Origin of the sequence: Actinacidiphila polyblastidii, from assembly GCF_036353415.1 — a bacterium.
Lineage (GTDB): Bacteria > Actinomycetota > Actinomycetes > Streptomycetales > Streptomycetaceae > Actinacidiphila > Actinacidiphila polyblastidii.
In genome coordinates, this window is sequence record NZ_JAZEWV010000005.1 from 93,373 (window position 1) to 107,797 (window position 14,425).

Annotated in this window: 13 protein-coding genes and 1 pseudogene; 11 read left to right on the forward strand and 3 right to left on the reverse strand. The window is 74.2% G+C overall.

Annotated elements, in window-relative coordinates; genetic code table 11:
• From V2S66_RS08780 to V2S66_RS08805, 6 genes are all read left to right on the forward strand, one after another.
• On the forward strand, positions 1-1,827 hold the full coding sequence (locus V2S66_RS08780) for a dynamin family protein (protein WP_330793985.1): 1,827 nt from the start codon (positions 1-3) through the stop codon (positions 1,825-1,827).
• 141 nt (positions 1,828-1,968) lie between these two features.
• Positions 1,969-2,400 (forward strand): single-stranded DNA-binding protein, encoded by a 432-nt coding sequence (locus V2S66_RS08785; protein ID WP_330793986.1) that lies wholly within the window; start codon positions 1,969-1,971, stop codon positions 2,398-2,400.
• 186 nt (positions 2,401-2,586) lie between these two features.
• Positions 2,587-4,251 (forward strand): energy-dependent translational throttle protein EttA, encoded by a 1,665-nt coding sequence (gene ettA / locus V2S66_RS08790; RefSeq protein ID WP_330793987.1) that lies wholly within the window; start codon positions 2,587-2,589, stop codon positions 4,249-4,251.
• Positions 4,251-4,673, forward strand: coding sequence for an acyl-CoA thioesterase (locus V2S66_RS08795; protein ID WP_330793988.1), 423 nt, complete (start codon positions 4,251-4,253; stop codon positions 4,671-4,673). The genes ettA and V2S66_RS08795 overlap by 1 nt, the downstream gene beginning before the upstream one ends.
• Positions 4,670-5,455, forward strand: a complete 786-nt coding sequence (locus V2S66_RS08800) for a hypothetical protein (protein ID WP_330793989.1) — start codon at positions 4,670-4,672, stop codon at positions 5,453-5,455. The genes V2S66_RS08795 and V2S66_RS08800 overlap by 4 nt, the downstream gene beginning before the upstream one ends.
• A 152-nt stretch (positions 5,456-5,607) precedes the next feature.
• Entirely contained in the window at positions 5,608-6,564 is a 957-nt protein-coding gene (locus V2S66_RS08805) for an SDR family NAD(P)-dependent oxidoreductase (protein WP_330793990.1), read from the forward strand.
• Between the two features lie 272 nt (positions 6,565-6,836).
• Here V2S66_RS08805 and V2S66_RS34510 read toward each other — a convergent pair.
• Both V2S66_RS34510 and V2S66_RS08810 read right to left on the reverse strand, forming a co-directional pair.
• Positions 6,837-7,124, reverse strand: a pseudogene (locus V2S66_RS34510) (STAS domain-containing protein); the annotation flags it as partial.
• A gap of 142 nt (positions 7,125-7,266) precedes the next feature.
• Complete coding sequence (locus V2S66_RS08810) at positions 7,267-8,454, reverse strand: baeRF2 domain-containing protein (RefSeq protein ID WP_330793991.1); 1,188 nt, start codon at positions 8,452-8,454, stop codon at positions 7,267-7,269.
• A 202-nt stretch (positions 8,455-8,656) separates the two neighbouring features.
• Between V2S66_RS08810 and V2S66_RS08815 the strand changes: the two genes are divergently transcribed.
• The 3 genes from V2S66_RS08815 (at position 8,657) to V2S66_RS08825 (ending at position 11,606) form a co-directional block, all read left to right on the forward strand.
• On the forward strand, positions 8,657-9,532 hold the full coding sequence (locus V2S66_RS08815) for a SigB/SigF/SigG family RNA polymerase sigma factor (protein WP_413966336.1): 876 nt from the start codon (positions 8,657-8,659) through the stop codon (positions 9,530-9,532).
• Positions 9,533-9,732: 200 nt separating this feature from the next.
• Positions 9,733-10,932, forward strand: a complete 1,200-nt coding sequence (locus V2S66_RS08820; protein WP_330793992.1) for a lactonase family protein — start codon at positions 9,733-9,735, stop codon at positions 10,930-10,932.
• Between the two features lie 170 nt (positions 10,933-11,102).
• Complete coding sequence (locus tag V2S66_RS08825; protein WP_330793993.1) at positions 11,103-11,606, forward strand: MarR family transcriptional regulator; 504 nt, start codon at positions 11,103-11,105, stop codon at positions 11,604-11,606.
• Between the two features lie 71 nt (positions 11,607-11,677).
• On the opposite strand, the gene V2S66_RS08830 is transcribed toward V2S66_RS08825, so the two are convergent.
• The gene (locus tag V2S66_RS08830) at positions 11,678-12,337 is read right to left on the reverse strand and encodes a hemerythrin domain-containing protein (protein ID WP_330793994.1); all 660 of its coding nucleotides are present in this window, start codon (positions 12,335-12,337) and stop codon (positions 11,678-11,680) included.
• Positions 12,338-12,561: 224 nt separating this feature from the next.
• On the opposite strand from V2S66_RS08830, the gene V2S66_RS08835 reads away from it, so the two are divergent.
• Positions 12,562-13,452, forward strand: a complete 891-nt coding sequence (locus V2S66_RS08835) for an SIS domain-containing protein (RefSeq protein WP_330793995.1) — start codon at positions 12,562-12,564, stop codon at positions 13,450-13,452.
• 85 nt (positions 13,453-13,537) lie between these two features.
• On the forward strand, positions 13,538-14,383 hold the full coding sequence (locus V2S66_RS08840) for a class II fructose-bisphosphate aldolase (RefSeq protein WP_330793996.1): 846 nt from the start codon (positions 13,538-13,540) through the stop codon (positions 14,381-14,383).
• Positions 14,384-14,425: the final 42 nt, after the last annotated feature.

The following is a 14,425-nucleotide window of genomic DNA, read 5'->3' on the forward strand; positions in this document are numbered from 1 at the left end:
GTGACCAGCGCCGACACCTCCGCCCGCACCCATGGCGGCCCCGCCGCCCACCGGCAGACCGACCCGCTGAGCGCGCGGGTCGACGCGCTCGGCGAGCTCATCGGCCTGTCCAGGACCCGGATCAGCCCGCAGGCCCTCGCCGAGACAGGGGAGTTGCTGGCCCGCGTGGCCGAGCGGCGGCGGCTCTCCCCGGCCCACACCGTGGTCGCCGTGGCCGGCGCGACCGGCAGCGGCAAGTCGACCCTCTTCAACGCGCTGACCGGACTCGACCTGTCGCCCACCGGCGTGCGCCGGCCCACCACCGCCCGTCCGGTGGCCTGCGCGTGGCAGCCGGAGCGCGCGGCGGGGCTGCTGGACCGGCTGGGCATCGCCCCGCGGGACCGGTACGCCAGGTACGGCCGGATGGAGGGACCGCCCGACGCCCTGGCGGCCGCGGCACAGGACGGGGGGCCGTCCCGTGCTGTCCACTCTTCAGTTGGCGGCGGCGGCGCGGCCGGTGAGGGCCACGCCGGCGCCAAGGAGCAGAGCCTCGAAGGGCTTGTGCTCATCGACCTCCCCGACCACGACTCCGCGGCGACCGGGCACCGCGAGCAGGTGGACAGGCTGCTGCGACTGGTCGACGTCGTCATCTGGGTGCTGGACCCGGAGAAGTACGCGGACGCCGCCCTGCACGAGCGGTATCTGCAGCCTCTGGCCGGGCACGCCGACGTCACCGTGCTGGTGCTCAACCAGATCGACCGGCTGCCCGAGGACGCGGTCGATCTCGTCCTCGACGACCTGCGCAGGCTGCTCGACGAGGACGGCCTCGCGGTGGGCGAGCACGGGGAGGCCGGGGCACTCGTGCTCGCCGCGTCCGCCCTCACCGGGCAGGGACTGCCGGACCTGCGCGCCGTGCTGGCCCAGATCGTCGCCGAAGGCACCGCGGCGAGGCGACGGCTGGCGGCGGACATGGACCGCGCGGCGAGCAGTCTCCAGCCGCTCTACGTCGGCGAAGGCGGCGCCGGGCTCACCGATCCGGCGCGCGAGGAGTTCATCGACCGGCTTGCGGACGCGGTGGGCGCCTGCGGAGCCGGTCAGTCAGCGGAAAGGGACTGGCGGCGTGCCGCTCGGGAGGCTTGCGGCACACCGTGGGGTCGGTTGCTCGGAGAACGGACCGGGTCGGGAGGCTGTTCCCGGTTCGCACGGAAAAAGCATGGTTCACCCGTTCGGGCGCACAGCCGGCGGCCCGCCCCTGCCTCGCGCTCCGACGACCGCTTCTCCGCACCGGCCCCGCGCCTTTCGACGTCCCGCCCGGTGATCGACGAAGCCGTCCGCGGGCTGGCCGCGGACGCCGCCCGGGGGCTGCCCGCGCCGTGGGCCCAGGCCGTCCGCGAAGCGGCCCGGCGCGGCGGCGAGGAACTGCCGGCCGCGCTGGACGCCGCGATCGCCAGGGCCCGGCCCGGGGCGCCCGAGCGACCCCGCTGGTGGTCCGCAGCCGGCGGGGTGCAGTGGCTGCTGATGACCCTGGGCCTGGCGGGACTGGTCTGCCTGACCGCCGTCTGGACCGGCTGGCTGACGCTGACCTGGTGGATTCCACTGGTCATGGCGGGGGTCGGAGGGGTCGGCGGACCGCTGGCCGGCTGGGTCTGCCACGTCGCCGCGCGCGGCCCGGCCCGACGCTGCGGGCAGACCGCCGAGCGGCGGCTGCGCGACGCGGCCGCCGACTGCGGGCGCGCCCGGGTCCTCGAACCGGTCGCGGCCGAGCTGATGCGCTACCGCGAGGTCCGGGAGCAGTTCGCGGTGGTCTCCGGCGCCGCTCCAGGCCCGGTGCGCCACTCCTCCGGGTGACGCTGTTATCCACAGCGGGCAGGTTTTCCACAGTTTTCATCCGTCCCCTTCCCGGCCGCCGGAATGCGTCCACGCTGTTCTCATCGCGCTCCGACCGGGGGCGCGGCCGAAAACCGGTGAAATCCGAAAGGGGACAGCGCGATGAACGAGACCCTGGTGACCGTCGTGGGAAATGTCGCCACCGAGCCCGAATCGCAGGTCACAGCCACAGGCGTGCAGTTCACCCGATTCCGGCTCGCCACCGCCACCCGCCGCTTCGACGCGGAGCGCGGGGCGTGGACGGACGGCCCCACGAGCTTCTACACCGTGCGCGCGTGGCGCACGCTCGCGGGCAATGTGAAGGAGTCCGTCGGGCTCGGCCAACCCCTGCTCGTGCAGGGGAGGCTGAGGATCCGCGAGGACGAGAAGGACGGACGCCGCTACCACTCCGCCGAGATCGAGGCGGTCGCCGTGGGGCACGACCTGACCCGCGGCGTGGCCCGCTTCACCAGGACCCCCCAGCCGCTCTCCGTCCCGGCTGCGGAACGCGCGGCGCCCGCCCCACCCCTCCCCGAGCCCGTACCGGTGTCCTGACGACGCCGCGTCGACCGTCGCCCCGCGGTCGCACCGCCCGCGCGAGGGGACCCGGCCGGGGACGGGAGGCCCCCGGTGCCGGAGACCCATTCGCCCCGTGGGGTGGACGGCTGGCAAGATGGGGTGTATCTGCCCTCACGCGGCGGAGCCGCACATTGGCCCTTCTCGAATGCCGGACGGTTTCTCTTGGCTGAGTACATCTACACGATGCGCAAGACGCGCAAGGCGCACGGCGACAAGGTCATCCTCGATGATGTGACGCTGAGCTTCCTGCCGGGCGCGAAGATCGGTGTGGTCGGCCCGAACGGCGCCGGTAAATCCACCGTGCTGAAGATCATGGCGGGTCTGGAGCAGCCGTCGAACGGCGACGCGTTCCTGTCGCCCGGCTACAGCGTGGGGATGCTCCTGCAGGAGCCGCCGCTGGACGAGTCCAAGACCGTGCTGGAGAACGTGCAGGACGGCGTCGCGGACACCAAGGCGAAGCTGGACCGGTTCAACGAGATCGCCGAGCTGATGGCGACGGACTACTCCGACGCCCTCCTCGACGAGATGGGCGTGCTGCAGGAGCAGCTCGACCACGCCAACGCGTGGGACCTGGACGCCCAGCTGGAGCAGGCCATGGACGCGCTGGGCTGCCCGCCCGGCGACTGGCAGGTGACCAACCTGTCCGGCGGTGAGAAGCGCCGCGTCGCGCTGTGCAAGCTGCTGCTGGAGGCCCCCGACCTGCTGCTGCTGGACGAGCCGACCAACCACCTGGACGCCGAGTCCGTCCAGTGGCTGGAGCAGCACCTCGCGAAGTACCCGGGCACCGTCGTCGCCGTCACCCACGACCGGTACTTCCTGGACAACGTCGCGCAGTGGATCCTCGAGCTCGACCGCGGCCGGGCGATCCCGTACGAGGGCAACTACTCGACGTACCTGGAGAACAAGTCCTCCCGGCTGAAGGTCGAGGGCCAGAAGGACGCCAAGCGGCAGAAGCGGCTCCGCGAGGAGCTGGAGTGGGTCCGCTCCAACGCCAAGGGGCGGCAGGCCAAGTCGAAGGCGCGACTGGCCCGCTACGAGGAGATGGCCGCCGAGGCGGACAAGATGCGGAAGCTGGACTTCGAGGAGATCCAGATCCCGCCGGGCCCGCGGCTGGGCTCGATCGTGGTCGAGGTCGAGCACCTGTCGAAGGCGTTCGGCGAGAAGGTGCTGATCGACGACCTGTCGTTCACCCTGCCGCGCAACGGCATCGTGGGCGTCATCGGCCCCAACGGCGCCGGCAAGACCACCCTGTTCAAGATGCTGCAGGGCCTGGAGCAGCCGGACTCCGGCTCCATCAAGGTCGGCGAGACCGTGAAGATCTCGTACGTCGACCAGGGCCGTTCCAACATCGACCCGAAGAAGACGCTGTGGGCGGTCGTCTCCGACGAGCTGGACTACATCAACGTCGGGCAGGTCGAGATGCCGTCCCGGGCGTACGTCTCCGCCTTCGGCTTCAAGGGCCCGGACCAGCAGAAGCCGGCCGGCGTGCTGTCCGGCGGTGAGCGCAACCGCCTCAACCTGGCGCTCACCCTCAAGCAGGGCGGCAACCTGCTGCTCCTCGACGAGCCGACCAACGACCTCGACGTGGAGACGCTGTCCTCGCTGGAGAACGCGCTGCTGGAGTTCCCCGGTGCGGCTGTGGTCGTCTCCCACGACCGCTGGTTCCTGGACAGGGTGGCCACCCACATCCTCGCCTACGAGGGCGAGTCCAAGTGGTTCTGGTTCGAGGGCAACTTCGAGTCCTACGAGAAGAACAAGGTGGAGCGGATGGGCCCGGACGCCGCACGCCCGCACCGCGCCACCTACAAGAAGCTGACCCGCGGCTGATGGCGCGCCACATCTTCCGCTGCCCGCTGCGCTGGGCGGACATGGACGCCTTCGGGCACGTCAACAACGTGGCCTTCCTCCGGTATCTGGAGGAGGCGCGGATCGACTTCATGTTCCGCCTGGCGCCGGGCGAGGGCAGCGCCTCGTTCACCGGCGGGAGTGTGGTGGCCCGGCACGAGATCGACTACCTGCGGCCGCTGGTGCACCGGCATGAGCCGGTCACCGTCGAGACGTGGGTCACCGACATCACCGCCGCGTCCATGACCGTGCGGTACGAGGTGAAGGACCCGGAGGTCCTCTACGCCCGGGCCGCCACGGTCGTGGTGCCGTACAACCTGCAGGCGCAGCGACCGCGGCGGATCACACCGGAGGAGAAGGAGTTCCTGGAGCGGTACCTGGACGACAAGGTCGTGGCCGCATGAGTGTGCGGCTCGCCCTGGCCGGGGACACCGGCACGGTACGCGCCGGGGAGGCGGAGACCGCCGCTTTCCTGGGCCGGCTGCTGCGCTGGGACAAGGCAGCGGTGGTGCGGCTGAGGTCGGCGCCGGGCGAGCCGGCGCTCGGGGTCTTCGGGCAGCCGCCGTTCGGGGGCGTGCTCGCGGTCAAGAGCATGGCGCTGAGCGGTCCCGGTGTCGACGGGCAGGTCGACGCGACGGTGTCCGCGGGCGAGCTGCTGGAGGCGGTGGCCACCGCCGTCGACGGCGGAGAGTTCACCGTGCCCGGCTCGGTCACCGGGCCGGCCTGGGCCGGGCTGCTCCCACCGCGCTCGCACTGGCGCAGGGACGCCGAGCTGGACGCCGCCCTGGTGCGGGAGGCGGCGGCACGGACCGTCGCGGAATTCCGCGCCCGCACCGAGGCGCTGGTGCCCGAGCAGCGCACCCGGGCCGGGCTCGACGCGCTGGCCGAGGAGCTGTGGCGCAGACCGCTGACGCACACGGGCGGCGGCGGCACCGAAGTGCCGCTTCGGGTCGTGCACGCCGCCCACGCCTTGGGGTTCCTGCGCCCCGGCCCGCCTGCGGGCGACCCCGCCGCTGCGCGGGAGCGGGACTCCCAAGGCGCGCGGGGCCCCGAGGGCTCCCCGCGATCCCCGGACACGGTGGCCGTGCTCACCGCCGGACCGTGGCTCAGGCTGCGTACGGCCTACGGCTCGGTGGCGATGCGGGTCGCCTCGGCCGCCTCCGGGCTGACCGTCTCACCGCTCTGACCCGGCAGGTGGGGGGTACTGCCGGACCCCCGGACGAGCCTGCCCCCTTCGGGGCGTCCGGGCGGCCCGGCGGAGTGTTTGCCTGGAAGGGACGGCGAAGACCCGGGAGGAGTCCTCCCGGCACCGCCCTGACCGGAAGGCGCAGCTCAGCCATGACCGAGACGACACCCACCCGCCACACCACACCCTTCACCGCCGAGTCGACCGCGGCCGAGGTCGTCGAGGGCATCGACCTCACGGGCCGCCGCGCCGTCGTGACGGGCGGCGCCTCCGGCATCGGCGTCGAGACGGCCCGCGCCCTGGCCTCCGCGGGAGCTGAGGTCACCCTCGCCGTGCGCGACAAGGCGGCCGGCGAGCGAACCGCCGCCGCCATCACCGCGACCACCGGCAACGCCGCCGTGCGGGTCGCCCACCTCGACCTGGCCGACCAGGCGTCGGTCGCCGCCTTCGTCCGCGGCTGGAGCGGTCCGCTGGACCTGCTGATCAACAACGCGGGGGTGATGATGACCCCCGAACTGCGCACTCCCGAGGGCTGGGAGCTGCAGTTCGCCACCAACCACCTGGGCCACTTCGCGCTCGCCACCGGCCTGCACCCGGCGCTCGCCGCGGCCGGCCGGGCCCGCGTGGTCAGCCTGACCTCGATCGCGCACCTGCGCGACGGCGTCCACTTCGACGACATCCACTTCCGCGGCCGCGCCTACGACCCGGCAGCCGCGTACGCCCAGTCCAAGACGGCGACCTCGCTCTTCGCCGTCGAGGCCCACCGCCGCTGGGCCGCGGACGGCATCACCGTCAACGCGGTGCACCCCGGCGCGATCCTGGAGACGAGCCTGTCCCGGCACCTGAGCCAGGAGGCGCTGGACCGTGCCGTCAGCGGCGGCGGCTACACCTTCAAGTCGATCGAGCAGGGCGCGGCCACCTCGGTGCTCGTCGCGACCCGCCCTGCTCTGGAGGGCGTCGGCGGGCGGTACTTCGAGGACTGCGGCGAGGCGCTTGCGCACACCGAGGGGATGTTCGGCGGGGTCGCGGCGCACGCCCTGGACCCGGATGCGGCGGCGCGCCTCTGGCAGGTCTCCCGGGACACGCTCTCCCTGGACACCCCGGCCTGATCGCACCGGCCCGACCACCGGGCACCCGACCACCAGGGGCCCGTCCACGAAGGTCCGCCCCATGGGCGGCCGACCCCACGCCGGACCGAGGTCAGTGCGGCCCGCGCGCACCCGGCCGGCCGCCGCCCCCGCCTCCCGGGTGCGGCACGGCGAGCGCCGCGTCGAGGCCGGGGCGCAGCGTGAAGACCGCATCGGTCCTGGTCAGCCGGAGCAGCCGCATCACCTGCGACGGCGGTCCCGCCAGGACCAGCGGGAACCCCCCCGGCGCGGGCGCCGAGGCGGGCGTGGAGCAGGGCGTTGAGCACGGTCGAGTCGCAGAAGCCGATCCCGGTGAGGTCGACGACCAGCAGGCTGGGGCGTGCCCGCACGGCCTCGTCCAGGGCGCGCCGCAGGATCTCCCGCCGGTGCACGGTCACCTCGCCGGTGAGGGTCAGGACGAGCGCGCGGTCGGGCAGCCGTCTCGTCGCGACCCGCAGCGCCGGGCTGGGCACCGCGCCCGCGCTCGCGCTCGCGCCCGGCACCGTCCCGGGCCTCGGCCGGCCCGGCCCTGACGAAGGCATGAAAAATTCGCTCCTCCCGGAGGCTCCCCCGCCCCATCGTCCCACCGCCGTGCCCGCGCCGCCCGCCGGGCTGGTCGCGTACGCCGTTGCGAGAAGCCGCCCACGACCGGTCCTGCCGGGGGCCTGCGGGGGTCCTGCCGGCTCAGAACGTCCAGCGCAGCAGCGCCCCGAGGCCGCCCTCGGGGTGGCCGTGCGCGCGGGCGCCGACCCAGACGCCCTCGGCGCCGCCGACCGCCGCCGCCCGCAGCAGCACGTCGTCCGCGCGCGCCGCGAACGGTTCGGCGTCGCCGAGGTGCGCAGCGTCTCCGCGGCGCAGGGCGAGCTGGTGCGGTTCCGGGCCGGCCCACAGCGCGCGGTGGGCGTCCTCGGCGTCCGGTGCCAGCAGGAGGCGCTCGATGCGGTGCTCGCGAGCCGCCTCGACCAGCGCGGGCACCCCTTCCGCGGCGCCCGCGTGCCCGCGCGCGGGGCTGCAGGCCGACTCGAAACGGCTCAGCTCCTCGATGCTGCGCCGCCGCAGGTAGTCCTGCCTGGCCGCCCTGACGTCCGCGTCCAGCCGGGGCGTGCGCGCGCCCGCCGCCCGGTCGCCGTACGGAGGCGGGTCACCGTAAGGACCGCTGTCGCCGTACGGGGCCTCCACGACGACGGTGCGCAGCGGGGGCGGCAGGTGGTCGTGGACCGCGTGCCGTTCGGGTTCGCCGCCCGCGAGCACCACCAGGCCGGCGCCGGTGTCGACGACGAAGTCCTGGATCTCCTCGGCGACCGCCCGTGCGTTCTCCTCCCAGGTGTTCCCTTCGTTGAGGTGGAAGTGCCGCTGCGACCAGTGGCCGGGGCCGGTGGAGCCGTGCCGCGGCGGCCATCTGCCGCCCGGTCCCCCGCCGGCCGGCCCGCTCCCGGCGGCGGTGCGCAGTTCGAAGTCCGCACCGGTTCGGTCCACGTGCGCGACCAGGCAGTCCGGCTCGTCCGGCACCAGCTCCAGCAGGGGCGCCACGTGCGGCAGCCGGGACCAGGTGGCGGACCACCCGCCCGGCGGCGGCATGGTCAGCGGCAGGTCGAAAGCCACCTTCCCGGAGGAGGCGAAGATCACGCGGCCGGCCGGCTGCGTCGTGTGCGGGCAGGAATCCGCGGCGTCGACGACCGCGCGGCAGGTCGCCTCGTCCGCACCCTGCCGGGCCAGCTCGCGACCGATCCCGCGGGCCCGGAACCCCGCGCCGCCCTCGCCGCCCGCGCCGGTCTGCTCCCAGGCGGCCGCGTCACCGGCGGACGTGTCGAGGTAGACCGCGGCCCACGGCGAGGTCCGCTCGTACAGCGGCGCGAAGGGTGTGAGCTCCATGGGGTCTCCAGGTCGTACGGGGTCGCGAACCGGCGGGGGCGGGGGCGGCGCGCGGACCCGCGGCCGGCTGGTGCGTCCCTGGCCCGGCCCCGGTCCCCCGACCCTCGGCCTCCCTCCGGTCACTACCCGCCCCCTGGTGCGGATATACTGCGACAAAAGCCGCAAAAGGTTTCACGTACGGGCGGCCGGGCACATCCCCTTCGTGCTTCGGACAGCAGATCCCACACCCGCGCGGACCCGCTCCCCCGGCCCCGCGCGACATCCGCGTTCCGGGCATCCGCACGACGACGCACCCGACACCGCGGAGGCGTTCCGGCGGCTGGCCCGGCTGCCGGACGGGCCGCCCAAGGAGCGGCTGCGCCAGGAGATAGCCACCGACTGGCTGCCGATGGCCCACCGGCTGGCCGCCCGCTACCGCAACCGCGGCGAGTCCCTGGACGACCTGCGGCAGGTGGCGGCACTGGGCCTGGTCAAGGCCGTGACACGGTACGACCCGGCGCGCGGCACGGCCTTCGAGAGCTACGCCGTGCCGACGATCGACGGTGAGATCAAGCGCCACTTCCGCGACTGCATGTGGTCGGTGCACGTGCCCCGCCGGGTGCAGGTGCTGCGCGCCCGGGTCAGGGCGGCGAGCCTGGAGCTGGCGCAGGAGCGGCCGGGCCGCACCCCGACCACGGCGGAGATCGCCGCGCGCGCCGGACTGACCGAGAGCCAGGTCGCGGACGGCTTCGCGGCGCTGGAGAGCTTCACCTCGCTCTCGCTCGACGCCCACTGGCAGGCGCGGGGACCCACGGACAGCGGGCCGATGCCGCTCGGCGAGACCCTCGGCGCGCCTGATCCCGCGATCGAGGTGGTGGTGGACCGCGAGTCGGTCAAGCCGCAGCTGTGCCGCCTGCCCGAGCGCGAGCGCCGGATCCTCTACCTGCGCTTCTTCCGCGGCATGACGCAGAGCGCGATCGCCGACTCGCTCGGCATCTCGCAGATGCACGTCTCCCGGCTGATCGCCCGCTCGTGCGCGGCCATCCGCGCCGAGCTGAGCCGCGACCTGGCGGAGGACCCGGGCCCGTCCGGGTGGTAGTTCTTACGGACCCGCGACACTGAAGTATTTTCACCCGATTCATCCCGGTGTTCCCTCCCGGTGCGGGCTAGCGTGAGCAGCAGTCCGGTGACCCCTCCAGAACCGTCAACTCTCCTATCGCGTCGGGGAGTTGACGGCTGACGAGCGGTGCCCGGACGAGCCGACGCACCTCTCGCCTCTCCGCCAAGGAGCACCTGGTCATGACCGTCGCCACCCCTGCCCGCCCGCGCCGCCGCACCGCGCGCACCGCCCTTGCCGCCGGCGCGGCCGCGGCGGCCGCCGTCGCCACAGCCCTGCTCACCGGCGCGCCGGCCGCCTCCGCCGCGGCCGGCGACGCCGACCCGGCCACCGCGTCCGGCCACGCCGACGCCACGACGGCCGTCTTCGTCCAGAGCGACGCCACCGCCGCCAACACCGTGGTCGCCTACCACCGCGCCGCCGACGGCAGCCTCCACCAGCGCGGGGTGTACCGGACCGGTGGCCGCGGCGGCGTGCTCGACGGCTCGGTCGTCGACCACCTCGCCTCGCAGGGCTCGCTCGGCTACGACCGCGACAGCGGGCTGCTCTACGCGGTGAACGCGGGCAGCGACACCGTCTCCGTCTTCGCCGTGCACGGCGAGCGGCTGGAGCTGCTGCAGGTCATCGGCTCCGGCGGGACCTTCCCGGTGAGCGTCACCTTCCACGGCAACCTCGTCTACGTCGCCAACGCGCTCGACGGCGGTTCCGTCCAGGGCTTCGCACGGATCGGCGACCGGCTGGTGCGCGTGCCGTCGTGGCACCGCGCGCTCGGGCTCGACCCGGCCGCCACCCCGCAGTTCACCCACACCCCCGGGCAGGTCTCCTTCACCCCGGACGGTTCGCAGCTGGTCGTCACCACGAAGGCCGCGGCCGACACCATCGACGTCTTCCCGGTGGACAGGGACGGGGCGCCCGCGGACCGACCGGTCGTCACCTCGACGCCCGACGCGGTCCCGTTCGGCTTCACCTTCGACGGGGCCGGCCGCCTCCAGGTCACCGAGGCCGGCCCGAACGCGGTCGCCACCTTCGCCGTACGCCCCGACGGCCGGCTCACCCACCTCGGGCAGGTGGCCACCGGCCAGGCGGCGACCTGCTGGATCGTGCGCACCGGCGACCACCTCTACGCGTCCAACGCGGGCAGCGGCACCCTCTCCGGCTACCGGGTCGGCCGGGGCGGCGCCCTGACCTCGCTCGGGAACACCCCGACCGACGCCGGCACGGTCGACGCCGCGGCCTCCTCCGACGGCCGCTTCGTCTACGCGCAGACCGGCGCGGCCGGCATCGTCAACGCCTTCCGGGTGCGCCCGGACGGCTCCCTGACCCAGGTCGGCGCGGTCACCGTGCCCGACGCCGTCGGCGGCGAGGGCATCGTCGCGGGCTGACCCCGCGGGCCCCTCACGCCACCCTCGCCTTCCCCCGTCTCCGCAGGCGGGGGAGGGCGCGAATGTTTGCCTGAAGGGGTACGGGCCGCGAACCGTGCTGTGAGACTGTATGCGCCTGAGTCATGGGCCTTGACTCGGAATTGAAGCGAGCGATGTGAGGATCGTTGCGTATGGATTCCACACTGCCTGGGGAGGCGACGTCCGCTGCAGCGGCGTCGCGGCGGCGCAGGAGACTGACCGGTCTGATCAGGGACGGCCTGCGGGATCTCAGCATCCAGATGGCACTGCTCAACCACCAGGTGGGCGCCCATCTCGACCTGAGGGACGCGGACCTCGAATGCCTTTACCTGATCGGCAGGTTCGGGCCGATCGGACCGACCGTGCTGGCCCGCCGCGCGGGGCTGCACCCGGCCACACTGACCGGGGTGCTCGACCGTCTCGAACGCGGCGGCTGGGTCGTGCGCACCCCGAACCCCACCGACCGGCGCGCGATCCTCGTCCAGGTCATCAAGGAGCGCGAGGCCGAGGTGGCCCAGATGTACGCGGGGCTGGGCCACGCGATGGACGACATCTGCGCCGGCATGGCGGACACCGACCTGGACCTGATAGCCGACTTCCTGGTCCGGACGGCCCGCGCGAGCCGCACCGCCACGGACCACCTGGCGGAGAGCTGAGCCCGGCGGCCTGAGGACTCGCAGGCGGGCGGGTGCGCCGGACGGGTGCGCAGGGCGGCGGAGCCGCACGGTCAGTGCGCGAACAGCTGGCGGCCGCGGTAACGCGACTGCCAGACAAGCCTGTTCAGCACGCGCAGCGGAGCCGGCAGCCGGTCGAGGAACCTGCGCGCGTCCGCCGGCGTCATGCCGTCGGTGATCCACGGCACCCACACCGCGGCTCCGCGGGGCCCCTGCGTGCGGGCCATCGCGCGGGCGAACCCGCGCCAGTCCGCGGGCGTCATCACGGACTGGATGAGCGGCAGCGCGTCCTCCTCCTCGTGGCGCAGGTGCTGCTCGAGCACCCGGGTCAGCTCCGCCACCTCGGCGGGCAGCCCGGGGGCCGCGCCGTCGAGCGCCGCGTCGACGGAGGCCAGTCGCGGGTCGAGGACCGCGTGTTCGGCCTCCATGGCGGCGAGCAGCGCGAGGTCGTCGGGACGGTCCGCGACGAGCCCCTTCAGCCGTGGCCACAGCCAGGCGTCCTCGACGGTGTGGTGGACGTGGAGCTGCCGCTTGAAGTTCCGCCATCCGTCGCGGACGCGGGGGTCGGCGGCGCGCCCGGCGCCGACGGCGGCCGCCAGGCGCCGCAGATCGCGCCGGAAGGAGTCGTGGGTGACGTACATCTCGGTGAAGTTGATCCGGTCGGGGTGGTTGCCGGTGACGATGCGCTCGGTGGGCGCCTGCGGTGCGGTCATACCCCTGAGAGGCGGCGCGGGCGCCCCGGTGTGACATCGGCCGGGGCACTGAGACGCACGCCACAACCGCTCCTCGCACCGTCCGACGCGCGACCTTCACCCGCCGTGCGCATTTCTGTTCGTTAGATGCTCGTTTCGAGCATGATCGCTCATCTACACTGAGGGCAGTACCCGCGCGCGGCACCAGGGCCGCGGTCCGCACCGGCCCATGGCGAGGAGCCCCGATGTCAGCGTCGTCCCTGACCACCACCGAGATCGCGACGCAGCCCGAGTGCTGGCGGCGCGCCGTCGCGCTCGCCCCGGCCGAGAGCGCGAAACTGCCCGCGCGCGGCGAGCGCGTCGCGGTGATCGGCTGCGGCACGTCGTGGTTCATGGCGCAGTCCTACGCGGCGCTGCGCGAGCAGGGCGGGCACGGCGAGACCGACGCCTTCGCCGCCTCGGAGTTCCCGCTCGGCCGCCGCTACGACCGGGTGCTGGCGATCACCCGTTCCGGCACCACCACCGAGGTGCTGCGGGCCTGCGAGCGGCTGCGCGGCGCCGTGCCGGTCACCGCGATCACCGCCGACCCGACCACCCCGGTGATGACCGCGGCCGACCAGGTCGTGGTGCTGGACTTCGCCGACGAGCAGTCCGTGGTGCAGACCCGGTTCGCGACCACGGTGCTGGCGCTGCTGCGCAGCCACCTCGGCGAGGACCTCGGCGCCGCGATCGCCGACGCCGAGCGGGCCGTGGCCGGTGAGCTGCCGGAAGGGCTCGCGGGCGCCGAGCAGTTCACCTTCCTCGGCACCGGCTGGACGTACGGGCTCGCGCAGGAGGCCGCGCTGAAGATGCGCGAGGCGGCCGGCGCCTGGACCGAGTCGTACCCGGCGATGGAGTACCGGCACGGCCCGATCAGCATCACCGGTCCCGGCCGCGCGGTGTGGTCGTTCGGGCCGCTGCCCGAGGGCCTCGACGACGACGTCGCCGCGGTCGGCGGACGGCTGGAGTCGCAGGCGGGCACCGACCCGCTCGCGGACCTCGTACGGGCGCAGCGGCTCGCGGTGGCGATCGCCGAGGCCAAGGGCTACGACCCGGACCGGCCGCGCAACCTCACCCGCTCGGTGATCCTCGCCTGAGCCGTACCGCACGCCGCCCGCAGCCCGCCCACCCGAAGCCAGCGCCCCCGCCCCGCCCCCTCCCGAACCGACCCGAGGATCCCTCATGCCTGCCGCCGCCACGTCCGCGCTCGTCACCGCCGCCCGCGAATCGCGCCACGGCGTCGCGGCGTTCAACGTGATCACGCTGGAGCACGCCGAGGCGATCACCGCCGCGGCCGAGCGCACCGGGCTGCCCGTGGTGCTGCAGATCAGTGAGAACGCCGTGCGCTTCCACGGCGGACGGGTCGGGCCGCTCGTCGCGGGGGCGTCGGCGATCGCCCACGGGGCCTCGGTGCCGGTGGCCCTGCACCTGGACCACGTCGAGGACGAGGACCTGCTGCGGGCCGGGGTCGCGGCCGGGGTCTCCTCGGTGATGGTCGACGCCTCGAAGCTGCCGTACGAGGAGAACGTGGCGACCACCGCGCGGATCACCGAGTGGGCGCACAGCCGCGGGGTGTGGGTCGAGGCGGAGCTGGGCGAGGTGGGCGGTAAGGACGGCGCCCACGCGCCGGGCGTGCGCACCGACCCCGCGGAGGCGGCCGCCTTCACCGCCGCGACCGGCGTGGACGCGCTGGCCGTGGCGGTGGGCAGCTCGCACGCCATGACCGAGCGGACCGCGCGGCTGGACCTGGAGCTGATCGGGCGGCTGCGGGCTGCGGTGGCCGTGCCGCTGGTGCTGCACGGCTCGTCGGGCGTCGCGGACGCGGAGCTGCGGGCGGCGGTGGCGGCCGGCATGGTCAAGGTCAACATCGGTACGGCGCTCAACATCGCCTTCACCGGCGCCGTCCGGGAGCACCTCGCGCAGGACGACCGCGTGGTGGACCCCCGCCGCTATCTGCGCCCGGCCCGCGACGCCATGACCGGCGTGGCGGCGCACCTGCTGGACGTCGTGGCGGGCCGCGCCGGCTGAGCGGCCACCGGCCACCGGCCACCGGTCACCGGCCTGCGGTCA